This is a genomic window from Actinomadura sp. KC216, assembly GCF_004348535.1.
GTDB lineage: Bacteria > Actinomycetota > Actinomycetes > Streptosporangiales > Streptosporangiaceae > Spirillospora.
The window spans coordinates 1-11,807 of the sequence record NZ_SMJX01000261.1 but is presented as its reverse complement, the minus strand read 5'-3'; the positions used below and the strand labels follow the sequence as shown (position 1 = coordinate 11,807).

At 72.4% G+C, this 11,807-nt stretch carries 12 protein-coding genes; 5 read left to right on the top strand and 7 right to left on the bottom strand.

Annotated features, from left to right (window positions below; genetic code table 11):
- Positions 1-351 (top strand): hypothetical protein (locus E1264_RS32305; protein ID WP_207936509.1); only part of this gene is annotated, 351 nt, incomplete at its 5' end.
- A 340-nt stretch (positions 352-691) separates the two neighbouring features.
- On the opposite strand, the gene E1264_RS32300 is transcribed toward E1264_RS32305, so the two are convergent.
- From E1264_RS32300 to E1264_RS32285, 4 genes are read right to left on the bottom strand one after another with little or no spacing between them, the layout of a single operon-like run.
- A complete protein-coding gene (locus E1264_RS32300; RefSeq protein WP_132179536.1) occupies positions 692-1,549 on the bottom strand; it encodes a metal ABC transporter permease in 858 nt (285 codons plus the stop codon).
- A complete protein-coding gene (locus E1264_RS32295) occupies positions 1,546-2,427 on the bottom strand; it encodes a metal ABC transporter permease (protein WP_132179534.1) in 882 nt (293 codons plus the stop codon). The genes E1264_RS32300 and E1264_RS32295 overlap by 4 nt, the downstream gene beginning before the upstream one ends.
- Positions 2,428-2,436: 9 nt before the next feature.
- Positions 2,437-3,216, bottom strand: coding sequence for a metal ABC transporter ATP-binding protein (locus E1264_RS32290; protein WP_132179532.1), 780 nt, complete (start codon positions 3,214-3,216; stop codon positions 2,437-2,439).
- A 2-nt stretch (positions 3,217-3,218) separates the two neighbouring features.
- Positions 3,219-4,187 (bottom strand): metal ABC transporter substrate-binding protein, encoded by a 969-nt coding sequence (locus E1264_RS32285; protein ID WP_243711300.1) that lies wholly within the window; start codon positions 4,185-4,187, stop codon positions 3,219-3,221.
- A 100-nt stretch (positions 4,188-4,287) separates the two neighbouring features.
- Here E1264_RS32285 and E1264_RS32280 point away from each other — a divergent pair, with 100 nt between their 5' ends.
- The 4 genes from E1264_RS32280 (at position 4,288) to E1264_RS32265 (ending at position 8,915) form a co-directional block, all read left to right on the top strand.
- Positions 4,288-4,758, top strand: a complete 471-nt coding sequence (locus tag E1264_RS32280; protein WP_165964488.1) for a transcriptional repressor — start codon at positions 4,288-4,290, stop codon at positions 4,756-4,758.
- Between the two features lie 114 nt (positions 4,759-4,872).
- Positions 4,873-5,298, top strand: coding sequence for a Fur family transcriptional regulator (locus E1264_RS32275; protein ID WP_243711299.1), 426 nt, complete (start codon positions 4,873-4,875; stop codon positions 5,296-5,298).
- A gap of 298 nt (positions 5,299-5,596) precedes the next feature.
- Complete coding sequence (locus tag E1264_RS32270; RefSeq protein ID WP_132179538.1) at positions 5,597-6,310, top strand: ABC transporter ATP-binding protein; 714 nt, start codon at positions 5,597-5,599, stop codon at positions 6,308-6,310.
- Positions 6,311-6,314: 4 nt separating this feature from the next.
- Positions 6,315-8,915 carry an FtsX-like permease family protein gene (locus E1264_RS32265; RefSeq protein ID WP_132179524.1) on the top strand — a complete coding sequence of 867 codons (2,601 nt, stop codon included), beginning with the start codon at positions 6,315-6,317 and terminating at the stop codon, positions 8,913-8,915.
- Positions 8,916-8,977: 62 nt separating this feature from the next.
- On the opposite strand, the gene E1264_RS32260 is transcribed toward E1264_RS32265, so the two are convergent.
- The 3 genes from E1264_RS32260 to E1264_RS32250 all read right to left on the bottom strand — a co-directional run.
- Positions 8,978-9,622 (bottom strand): hypothetical protein, encoded by a 645-nt coding sequence (locus E1264_RS32260; RefSeq protein ID WP_132179522.1) that lies wholly within the window; start codon positions 9,620-9,622, stop codon positions 8,978-8,980.
- Positions 9,619-10,296: a response regulator transcription factor gene (locus E1264_RS32255; RefSeq protein ID WP_132179520.1), complete on the bottom strand. Its 678-nt coding sequence runs from the start codon at positions 10,294-10,296 to the stop codon at positions 9,619-9,621. Before E1264_RS32255 ends, E1264_RS32260 begins: the two co-directional genes overlap by 4 nt.
- The coding region (locus E1264_RS32250) for a histidine kinase (RefSeq protein ID WP_243711298.1) at positions 10,284-11,807 on the bottom strand (1,524 nt) is incomplete at its 5' end. The genes E1264_RS32250 and E1264_RS32255, both read right to left, overlap by 13 nt.

The window sequence follows — 11,807 nt, the reverse complement described above, 5'->3', positions numbered from 1 at the left end:
GGCCAAGGGCCTCCCCCGCCGCCTCACCCCGGCATGGACCCGTACCAGCCGCGCTACGACGCCCGCCGCCGGCATGACGGCTCAGCGACCGTCGCCAACGTGGTTCGCGTCGTCACCGGCACCGTCGCCGCGATCTTCCTGCTGCACATCCTGTTCGTGGTCTTCGACGCCAACCAGGGCAACGGCTTCGTCCACGGCGTCTACAACGTCGCCAAGGCCCTCGTCCTCGGCCTCGGAGACGTCTTCACCCCCGACGACGCCACACTCGGCGTCGTCCTGAACTACGGATTCGCCGCGCTGCTCTACCTCGTCGTCGGCCAACTCATCGTCCGCGCCCTGAACCGCCACTGACGCCTCCCACGACCGCGGAGCCGACGACACAGAGTTTCCATTCACCTGGGCAGCAGCCATCCCAACGCACGGGACACGGCCGTCAACGGCCTCGGCGGCGTCCCAGATCATCTCGGCGCGTTTGCCCGGTTGGCGTTGCAAGACGCCCGCCATGGACGGCAGCGCAGGTGCCGTGGTCGACGACGACCCCGCCGGGAGCGCAGGGCGACGCCCATGTTCCACAGCCGGGCGCCCAGCCGCAGTGCCCAGCCGAGTGCGTCTCTTCCACCGAGGCGCCTACGGCACCTTCACCCCACCGACCCCACCCACCGCCGACGCACCTCGGCCAGCTGAGTGCGTTTCACCGTGCGGGGGCCGGTTCGGACGGCAGGGTGGATGCGGGGTGGCGGCTGCGGCGGTAGTGGGAGGCCAGCGCGTTCCAGGCCGTGGTCGTGGCCAGGGACAGGACGAACAGGGTTCCGGTGACGAGAGTGATGGTGCCGCCCGCGGCGACGTCGTAGCGGATGGATATCTGCACACCGATCAGCCCGCTGGACGCGCCCGCGACGACGGCGATGGCCGTCATGGCGGGGATGTTGTGGGTCCACAGGCGGGCGATGGCGGCCGGGCCGACCAGGACGGCGACGGACAGGATCGCGCCGGCGGCGGGCACGGCGACCACGATGACCGCCTCGACCGTCAGCAGCAGCGCCAGGTCGGTCAGGGCCGGGCGGTAGCCGGCGGCGGCGTACCCGCCGGGGTCGAAGGCGCGGAAAGTGAGCTGCCGGCCCGCTCCGAGGAGGAGGACGGCGACGATGGCGCCGGCCACGGTCACGGCGATCAGGTCGCCGGTTCCGACGGTGAGGATCTGGCCGACCGTGTAGGCGGTCAGATCCCTGGAGAAGCCGTCGCGTGTCGACGCCAGCACGACGCCGAGCGCGAAGCCGGCTGACAGGACGATCCCGATCGCCGTGCTCATGGCCTGCGCCGGTCGCCGGGACAGTGCCAGCACCCCCAGCACGATCAGTACGCCGAACAGGCCGCCGCCCGCGTACAGGTTGATGCCCGCGACCGCGGCCAGGACGACGCCGGGGAACGTGGCGTGTGTCATGGCCAGGGTGAAGAACGGCAGTCTGCGCAGCACGATCTGCACGCTGATCATTCCGCCGACCACGCCGAGGAGGACGGCTTCGACGAGCGCCCGGTCGACCGCCGTCATGCCGCGCTCCCCCGGACGGGCGCCCGGCGGACGCGCAGCCGCCGCCGGATCACACCGGCGGCGAGGGCGCCCACGTAGCAGGCGATGAGGACGAGCACGACGGTGCCGCCGGACGCGAGCCGCAGCCCGTGGTGGATCGACGCGTCGTAGCTGATCGCCAGGCCCACCCAGCCCGCGAGCGCGCCGAGGACGGCGGCGAGCGGCACGATCAGCGCCAGCCGGTCCGACACCGCCCGGGCCGCGGCGGCGGGCACGATCAGCAGCGCGATGACCAGGACCGTTCCGACCGCCCGGACCGAGGCGACCACGACCAGGGCGACGAGGGCGTTGGTGACCAGGTCCAGCAGGCCGATCCGGTAGCCGGCGGCCTGGGCGCCCTGCGGGTCGAACGCGCGGGCGATCAGCGGTCGCCGCAGCAGCGCCATCGCGGCGATGACCAGGATGGTGACCGCCAGGGTCTGCGCGAGCTGCTGCCCGGTGACGGTGAGGACGCGGCCGAACAGGAAGGCGGTCAGATCGGCGGTGTAGCCCGACTGCCGGGAGACCAGCACGACCCCGACGGCGAAGAAGGTGGTCAGCAGGACCGCCAGGGCGGTGTCCTCGGTGACGGCGCGGTGCCGCGTGAGCAGGGTGAGCAGCGCGGCGGTCGCGGCGCCCGCGGCCAGCGCGCCCCAGAAGATGCCGCCGTCCCCGCTGAGCAGGTGGCCGATGACGACGCCGGGGAAGACCGTGTGGGTCAGCGCGTCGGTGATGAACGCCAGGCGGCGCAGCAGGATCAGCACGCCGACGGTCCCGGCCAGCGCGCCCAGGATCACCATCACGGCCAGCGCCCGTCCCATGAAGGGAAACGTGAACGGTTCGACGAAGAACTGGTACATGAGCGCCGCCTAAGAGTGGGCGACGATGACACGGTCGCCGCGCAGTTCGAGCGCGTGCCCACCGTAGGTGGCGCGCAACCGTTCGGGGGTCAGCGTGGCGCGGGTGGGCCCGAAGCCGAACTGCTTGCGGTCGAGCAGGCACACCTCCTCGCAGGCCAGGTGGGCCAGTGCCAGGTCGTGGGTGGCCACGACCACGGCCGCGCCCTGCTCCTTCAGCGCGGCGATGGCGTCCAGCAGCGCCTGCTCGCTGACGGCGTCGACGCCGTTGAACGGCTCGTCCAGCAGCAGCAGCCGGGGTTCGGCGGCGATCGCGCGGGCCAGCAGGACGCGCTGGCGCTGCCCGCCCGACAGCGTCCCGAACCGGTGCCGGGCGCGGTCGGCCAGGCCGACCTGCTCCAGGGCGCGGTGGGCGGCCTGCTTGTCGGCGGCCTTGGGACGGCGCAGCCAGCCGATCCGCCGGTAGCGGCCCATGAGCACCACCTGGCCGACCGAGATCGGGAACTCCGGATCGAGCGTGTCGGCCTGCGGGACGTAGGCGACGTCGCGGCGGGCGTGGGCGGGCGAGGTGCCCAGCACGGTGACCCGGCCCGCGGCCAGCGGCACCAAGCCCAGGATCGCTTTGATGAGGGTCGACTTGCCGGCACCGTTCGGGCCGATCAGCGCGACGGCCTCGCCCGGCGCGACCTCGCCGTCGATTCTCTCCAGAGCCAGGGCCGAGCCGTAGGCGACGCTGACCTCCTCCAGCCGCAGTGCCGGCGACCGGACCTCCGCTTCCTTGTGAGTGCCCATGGTCAGCCCTTGAGCGCCGTGACGATGGTGGTGGTGTTGTGACGTTCCATCTCCAGGTAGGTCGCGCCGGCCGAGCCCGCCGGGCCGAGCGTGTCGCCGTACAGGGAGTCCTCCCCCGCCACGACCTTCACCCCGGCCTCGCGGCCGATGGTCTCGGCGGTCTTGGGCGGCAGCGAGGACTCGGAGAAGACCGCCTTCACGCCGGTCGACTTGATCTTGGCGACCAGCGAGTTGAGCTGCTTGCCCGACAGTTCGGCCGAGGTGTCGAAGCTCGGGATGATCGAGCCGACGAACGTCAGGCGGTAGCGGTCGATGTAGTACCCGAACGCGTCGTGGTTGGTGACCAGCTTGCGCTGCTCGACGGGCAGCGAGTTGATCTGGCCGGCGATCCAGGCGTCGAGTTGCTTGAGCTTGCCGGTGTAGGTCGTCAGGTTCGTCTCGTAGGCGGCCTTGTCGGCGGGGTCCTCGGTTCCGAAGGCGGCGGCGATGTGGCGGGTCATGATCTCGACGTTCCTGGGGTTGTGCCAGATGTGCGGGTCCCCGTCCGCCTCTTCCTCGTCGTGCCCGTGTTCCTCCCCGTGCTCGTGGCCGCCCTTGCGGATCGCCACGCCCTTGCTGGCGTCGACCACCGTGCCGTCGAAGCCGGCGGACTTGATCGTCTGGTCCAGCCACTTCTCCAGGCCGACGCCGCCCTTCACCACCAGGTCGGCGTCGGCGATGGCCTGGATGTCGGCCGGGGAGGGCTCGTAGTCGTGCGGGTCGACGTTGGGCTTGAGGATCTGGGTGACCGTGACCTTGTCGCCGCCGATGTTGCGAGCGAAGTCGGCCACCTGCGTGGTCGTGGCGACCACCTTCAGCTTCATCGTGCCGCCGCCGGCGTTGTCGGCGGAGCTGGAGCCGCCGCAGGCGGTGGCGGCGAGCAGCACGGCGGCCAGGACCGGTAGGGCAGGCCCGAGGGTTCGGATGCGCAACGTGTCTCCCCGCAGGTCGGAGGTGAGAATGAAAACGGATCCCATGTTCTTCTTATTGGGAATGATTGTCAATGTCGATCGATGCTCCTACCGTCGTCCTATGGCCTCCCACACCGCCCCCGCCGGCCGTCACCACACCGACGAGGCCGCCGCACGGCTTCGGGCGGCCGGGCTCTCCCCGACCCCGCGCAGGCGCCGGGTACTTCAGGCGCTCGGCCTCCGCCGGCGGCCCGTAGGCGCGCATGAGCTCTACGTCGAACTCACCCGCCAGGGAGACAACATCGGGATGTCGACGGTCTACCGGACGCTGTCCGCCCTCGCCGACGCCGGGCAGTTGCATGTCTTCGTCCGCGACGGCGAGACCCGCTACCGGCTGTGCGCCCCGGGCCGCCACTACCACCTGGCGTGCCGCCGCTGCGGCGACGTTCAGGAACACCCCGCCGCCGACGACGGCGGCTGGCTGGACGGCATCACGGCCACGGCCGATTTCCTTCCCGACCCGCACGAGACCGAGGTGCACGGCCTGTGCGGCCGCTGCCTGCGCGGCCAGGGCGATGATCCGGCCGGTTGATATCATCTGACGAAGCGAAGATCGCACCGTCGACCGGCCGGAGCAGCTCCCATGACTTCGCACGCGTCCCCCCGCCCGACACGCCAGGCCCCTGCATCCCGCGGAGGAACGCGGGTGCGGGGTACGCAGCAGGCCGAGGCCCTCTCCCGGGTGCTGGCGGACCTGTCCGAGTTCCGCAGCGCCCAGGACATCCACGGCGAGCTGCGGCGCCGCGGCGAGGGGATCGGGCTGACCACGGTCTACCGCCATCTTCAGGTGCTGAGCCGGGACGGCACGGTCGACACGCTCCGCGACGAGACCGGCGAGACCCTCTACCGGCGCTGCCGGACCAGCACCCACCACCACCATGTGACCTGCCGCTCATGCGGCTACAGCGTCGAGGTGGAGGGACCCGCGATCGAGACCTGGGCCGAGCACGTCGCCGCCGAGGCGAGGTTCACCGACCTCAACCACACCGTGGAGATATTCGGCCTGTGCCCCAACTGCACCCCGGCACAGCTGACCTCGCCGACCACCCGAGCACAGACCTCCCCCGCCTGATCAACAGGCCCGCTGCGCCCGGCACCCGTGCCGCGTGGACGTCCGGGATCCTCGCGGCCGGCCCGGGTCGCTCCGGCCGTCGTCGCACGTGAGCTGGACGCCCGAACGACGATCTCCGCGGCGGGATGCGTCCGGGCACTCGCGGTCGCGCAGTGGGCACGTATAGTCTCATATGAGACTATCTCAACTGAGCAGCGGCGATTCAGTGATTGATGGGGGGACGTCCATGTCCGAACGCACCCGACGGGCGGCGGCTGTGGCCGGGGCCTTGTCCGGCGGTGGCGCCCGTGACCCGGTCATGGTGGCCAGCGGCGTGTTGAAGACCTATGGCTCCGGCGACGGGGCGGTCACCGCGTTGCGAAGGGTTTCGGCGGCGTTCGCCCGGGGGCAGTTCACCGCGATCATGGGGCCGTCCGGGTCGGGGAAGTCGACGTTCCTGCACTGCCTGGCCGGGCTGGACACCGTGACCTCCGGCGCCGTCGTCCTCGGCGAGGTCGAGCTCACCGGCCTGTCGCGGACCGGGCGCACCCGGTTGCGCCGCGACCGGATGGGGTTCGTGTTCCAGTCGTTCAACCTGCTGCCGATGCTGACGGCGGAGGAGAACATCCGGCTCACCGGGCGGCTGGCGGGCCGCCAGGCCGACGAGGGGTGGTTCGACACGGTCGTGGACGCGCTCGGCCTGCGCGAGCGGTTGGGCCACCGGCCGAGCGAGCTGTCGGGCGGGCAGCAGCAGCGGGTCGCGGTGGCGCGGGCGCTGCTGACGCGGCCGGAGGTGCTGTTCGCGGACGAGCCCACCGGCAACTTGGACTCGCGGTCGGGCGCCGAGGTGCTCGGGTTCCTGCGCACCGCCGTGGACGCCTACCGGCAGACCGTGATCATGGTGACGCACGACCCGCTGGCCGCCGCGCACGCCGACCGGGTGCTGTTCCTCGCCGACGGGACGATCGTCGACGAGTTGCCCGCGCCCACCATCGACGCCGTGCACGCCCGCATGCGCAGGCTGGAGGGCTGACGCCGTGGGAAACGCCTTGTGGCTCATCGCGCGCCGTTCGTTCGCCGAAGGCTGGCTGCGGCTGGCCGCCACGCTGCTGGTGGCGCTGGGTTCGATCGCGCTCATCGCCGGTTCGCTCCAGTTCGCGCTGCGCGCGCAGGAGGCGGTGTCGGGCAGCGACGCGAGCGAGTACTTCCGCGCGGACGTTCTCGTGCAGGGCGGCACGGTCGACCTGGACGACCCGTACGCACCGTCCAACGGCCGGATCCGCATGGACCGCATCGCGGCCCGGCCCGGAGTGGCGGCCGTCGCCGGGGACGCCACCGTGACGGTGACGGCCGCACGTCCCGACGGACGGGCGATCACGGCGTCCGCCGAGGGCCGTACGCTGCTGCGTCCCTGGGTGCCCGACCCGCGGCTCAATCCGTACCGGCTTGAGGCTGGACGCTCCCCCACCGTGGAGGGCGAGGTGGCGATCGTCCGGCACATGTCGCGGGCCGGGAAGGTGAAGGTCGGCGACACGCTGACGTTGACGCTGCCCCGCCAGACGCAACGGGTGCGGATCTCCGGCATCGTCAGCGTCCAGGACCGTGACGCGGTGGCGTCCGGCGACCTGGTGCTGGCCCCGCCCGAGACCGTCCGACGCGTTGCGATGCTCACCCCGGGCACCTGGCAGAGCGTCTGGGTGAAGGCTGAGCCGGGCGTGCCCGCCGAACGGCTGCGCGGTGACCTGGCCCGGGCGCTGGGCGGCGCGGCCACGGTGCGGACCGCGGAGTCCGTGCGGCGCGCGCAGAGCGCCGCCGCGGAGGGCGAGGGCGCCTCGATCGCCGGCGTCATCGGCATGCTCGCCTCGGTGGCGATCTTCGTCGGGCTGTTCGTGGTGGCCAACACGTTCGGGACGCTGGTCCGGCAGCGCACCCGGCGGCTCGCGCTGCTCGGGGCGATCGGCGCCACGCCGCGGCAGATCAGGCGGCTGATCCGGCTGGAGGCGCTGGTGCTGGGCGGCGTCGCCTCGGCGGGCGGGGTGGCCGCGGGCTATCCGGTGTCCGCGCTGATCACCCGGCTGTTCGCGCGGGACGGCTTCGACGTCTCGGCCGCGGGCGCCCAGTTCGGCTGGGTCGCGCTGGCCGTCCCGGCCGCGGCCGGGATCCTGGTCACCCAGGCCGCCGCCTGGCGGGCGGCCCGCCGCGCCGCGGGCGTCTCGCCCGTCCAGGCGCTGCGCAGCACCGTCACCGAGACCCCGGAACGCCGCTGGCCGCGGCTGCTGGGCACGTTCGCGATCTTCGCCGGTGCGGGCTTCTGGTGGGCGGTGGCGGTCGCGGTCCGCGTCGGCGACCCGCCCGGACCCGACCGCACGTTCGGGGTCTCGCTGATGGTCGTCTTCGGCGCGCTGTTCGCCGTGACCGGCCTGGCCGTCCTCACGCCGTTGTTCGTCAGGCCGCTGGGCGGGCTGGTCGGCCGTTTCGGGACGCTGGTCGGCGGCGAGACCGGGCGGCTGGCGCACGCCACCATCACCCGCAGCCCGCGCCGGGTCTCCTCGGCCGCCTCATCGCTGATGCTGGGCGTCGCGCTGGTCGCGTCCGTGGCGCTGGTCACGATGTCGGTGCACGACCGGTTCCGGGACGCGGGACGGGAGGTGATAGCGGCCGAACACGCGATCACCTCGACCGCCAGGACCGCCGAGGGCGCGCCCGCGCCGCTGGCCCGGGACGTCGCGGCCCTGGCGGCGGGCACGCCGGGGGTGACGAGGGCGACGGCCCTCACGCAGACCGAGGTCAAGCTGGTCTCGCCTCCCTCGAACCGTCTCGAACCGGACGAGGAACCCGAGCCGTTCTACTTCCTCGTCAGCGGCGCCGAGCAGGCCGGGCTGCGCGACGTCCTGCGGCTGGGCGGGCGCCCGCCCGCGCTGCGTCCCGGCCAGATCGCGCTGTCGTCGACCGTCGTGAAGGAGCGAGGGCTGCGCCGCGGCCAGGAGATCGTCGTCCGGGGTGCCCAAGGCCGGGTCGCCCTCACGGTGGCGGCCGTCTACCACGACCCGTCCCACCTGTTCGCCGAACAGGCGCTCGCGGCGCCCGCGACCATGGACCGGCTGGACGCCAACGCGGCGACCCAGGCCGTCCTGGTTCGGGGCGGCTCCCCCGAGGATCTGAAGCGCGCGGTGGCCGGAGTGCCCGGCGTGCGGGTCCTCGACCGCGACGCCTATGTGGACGCCGCGTCCAGCTCGCTCACCCGTCCGCTGCGGGCGACGTACAGCTTCGTCGGCATGGCGTTGCTGCTGGCGCTGTTCGGCATGGCGACCACGGTGTCGATGAGCGTCACCGAACGCACGCGGGAGTTCGGGCTGCTGGGCGCCGTGGGCACGACCATGAGGCAGATCCGCTCGATCGTCCGGTGGGAGGCGGCGACCGTGGTCGTCCTCGGCACGATCCTCGGCCTCGCGATCGCCATGGGGACGCTGACCCTCCTGCACGTGACGACGGGAAGCTCGTTCCTTCGTCCGGACCCGCCGTGGTGGCTGTTCCCGCTACTGGCGGCGGGCGCGGCGACGGCGACACTGGCAACCTCGGCCCTGCCCGCACGCCGGGCCGCCGCCATACCCGTCCTAGAAGCCGCCAAAGCCGAGTAAGCCCGAGCGCACACACATGGCCGCTCGTTGGCCGCTTGCCGGAGATCGCTCTCGTGGATGGTTCAGGTGCGTACGTGGGTGCTTCCTGCTGAGCCGAAGGACGTTGCCAGGAGGAGCCAGCCGAGGGCGTTGATCAGGGTTGAGGCGTATCCGCCGATCAAGATGACGGGGAAGGCGGCGATCATGGTCGCCGCTGCCCACCGGGGGACGGTGCGGTCGCGCCAGAAGGCGACGCCCATGAGGATCACGCCGAGCGCCATCAGCGGGACGAAGAGGCTTCCGGCGAGCATCGGGGCGATGAAGCCGTCGAGCTCCTTGAGGATCCTCTCGGTGACCGCGACGTCGTTGACGGTGTCATGGGAGGCGACGGCGGCGGCGGCGTAGCCGGACGCGCCGAAGGACACCGCGCTGAACCCGAGAAAGGTCAGGACGAGGCCGGTGGTGCCGATCCTCCTGGAGGCTTCGCGTGCCCTGAGCCCGATGATCAGAGCACCGGCGAGCGAGGTCAGCGCGAACAGCAGAAGCATGGCCATGGCGATCTGGAGCCGTCCGGTGGCGGCTGCCGCTTTGGGGATCCAGACCGCGGGCTCGTCGGCCAGCTGGTAAGGGAGGGCGAGGGCCCAGCCCGCCATGGCGAGCGGCCCGAGCGGGGCGAGGTAGCCCAGGATGCGCGGCGGCGCGGCCACAGCCGCTTGTGTCGTGGTCATGGTTGTGACCGTAGGTTTCCGCCTCCTGGCGGCACATCGGTGCTAACACCGGTCTCGCGGAGCCAGAGAAGGGCGGCGCGGACCCTGCGGTTGTGGTCGGCGTCCTGCGGCAGGCCGAGCTTGACGAAGATCGAGGCGAGGTGGGAGTCGACGGTGCGCTCGGAGACGACCAGGGAGCGGGCGATGGCCAGGTTGCTGAGGCCCTGGGCGAGCAGGCCGAGTACTTCGCGTTCGCGTGGGCTGAGCGCGGTCCCGGTGAGGTAGTGGTCGACGACCTGCCGGTCGATGGCCGTGCCTCCGTCCGCGACGCGGCGTATGACGGCCACGAAGTCGTCCAGGTCGAGAACGCGGTCCTTCAGCAGGTAGCCGAACCTGGCGGGGCGGTCGGCGGCCAGGCGCATGGCCAGGGCCGGTTCGACGATGTGCGAGAGCATGACGACCGCGATGTCCGGGAACCGGTCGCGGATCAGGAGGGCGGCTTTGGCGCCTTCGTCGGTGAAGGTGGGCGGCATGCGCACGTCGGCTATCACCACGTCGGGCCGGTGCGCGACGACGGCGTCGATGAGGCCGGCGGCGTCACCGGTCTCGGCGGCCACGTCCATGCCGTCCTGGGTGAGGAGGCGGGCGATGCTCTGCCGGAGCAGGACGAGGTCCTCGGCGATCACGACCCGCACGGGAGGCTCACCTCGACGATGGTGCCCTTCGGCTGTCCGTCGCTGACGACCAGGCTGCCGCCCGCCGTCCTGACCCGTTCGGACAGGCCGCGCAGGCCCGTGCCCGCTCGCAGGTCCGCGCCGCCCTTGCCGTCGTCGCGGACGATCAGGGTCGCGCGGTCGCCGCCGACCGTCAGCGCGACGGTGATCTGTTCGGCTTCGGCGTGTTTGAGCGCGTTGGTGACGGCTTCGCACACCACGAGGTAGGCGACGGTCTCGACCGGCGCGGGAAGCCGCTGCTCCGGGACCTCCAGGTGGACGCGGGTGGGGATGCGCCCGGTGAGGTCGCTCAGGGCGGCCTTGAGCCCGCGGCGGCTCAGCAGGTCGGGCGCGGTCCCGCCGGCCAGCGCGCGGAGCTCGTCGATCGCGGCGGCGAGGCCCTCGGCGGCGTCGGTGAGCACGAGCTGTGCCTCCGCGTCCAGCTCGCGCTGGGCCATCTTCAGATCGAGCGCGAGGGCCAGAAGGCGGCCTTGGACGCCGTCGTGGAGGTCGCGTTCCAGGCGCTTGCGTTCATCGGAGACCGCCTTCTCGACGCGTGCCGCCTGGTCCCTGACGGCCATTTCCAGGACGGCCCGCTCGATCATTGACTCCACTTCGGGCAGGCAGCCGTCCACGTCGGCGTCGTCGGGGAGCCCGGTCAGCCGGGCCGACGGGCCGATCGCCACGCCTTCCTCGGGCGCGGAACCCCCATCGGCCGCGACCCAGCCGCGTTCGTCGGGGAGGCGCAACAGCAGCCGCAGGTCAGGCGCGTCCAGCGCCGTCCGCAAAATCTCCTGGACGGTCTCGGCCGGATGCGTCCCCGCCCGCGCCTCGCGGACCAGCCGCGCCGCCCGCGCCCTGACCGGATCGGCGCGCAGGCTCAGAAACCGGACCAGCCCGCGGCGCAGCGGAGCCAGGACCGCGGCGGTGGCCAGCGTCCCGAGCACCACGGGCAGCACCCCGCCCATCACGCTGCCGACGATCGTGCTCACCGCCACGACGACGATCGAGAACAGGGCGGCGACCAGCACCGACAACACCCTGGCGACGTCGCCCGACGGCGGCTTCGGCCCGAGCGCCCAGGACAACCCGGCCGTGCAGACCAGGAACGGAACGCAGAACGCCACGGCGAGCACCGCCTCGCCCAACCCCACGGACATCACGTCGAAGGCGAACGCCATGAATCCGGCCAGAACGCAGACGAGGACCGTCGCGACGGGCGCCAGCGCGACCACCGCGATCAGCAGCGCCCGGGGCCGCACGTCCCCCCGCGCCCGGGCCAGCGCCCGCCACGCCACCACGGGTCCGGCGAAGACCCCGGCCATCCACGGCACCGGCAGCGCCATCGCGGCACCGGAAGGCAGCCGGAGCACCGGCTGGACGTGCTCGAACGGCGAACCGACCGGCAGAGCCAGCATCCCGACGACGGTGAAGACCACCCCGTAACCGGCCACCGCGACCGCCAGCCTCCGGCCCGCCACGCCCACCAACCC

What these genes read in the sequence shown, in the direction of transcription:
- E1264_RS32300 (WP_132179536.1), bottom strand. Translation starts at nt 1,549, where the DNA reads ATGACGGCGGTCGACCGGGCGCTCGTCGAAGCCGTCCTCCTCGGCGTG.
- E1264_RS32295 (WP_132179534.1), bottom strand. Translation starts at nt 2,427, where the DNA reads ATGTACCAGTTCTTCGTCGAACCGTTCACGTTTCCCTTCATGGGACGG.
- E1264_RS32290 (WP_132179532.1), bottom strand. Translation starts at nt 3,216, where the DNA reads ATGGGCACTCACAAGGAAGCGGAGGTCCGGTCGCCGGCACTGCGGCTG.
- E1264_RS32280 (WP_165964488.1), top strand. Translation starts at nt 4,288, where the DNA reads ATGGCCTCCCACACCGCCCCCGCCGGCCGTCACCACACCGACGAGGCC.
- E1264_RS32270 (WP_132179538.1), top strand. Translation starts at nt 5,597, where the DNA reads ATGGTGGCCAGCGGCGTGTTGAAGACCTATGGCTCCGGCGACGGGGCG.
- E1264_RS32260 (WP_132179522.1), bottom strand. Translation starts at nt 9,622, where the DNA reads ATGACCACGACACAAGCGGCTGTGGCCGCGCCGCCGCGCATCCTGGGC.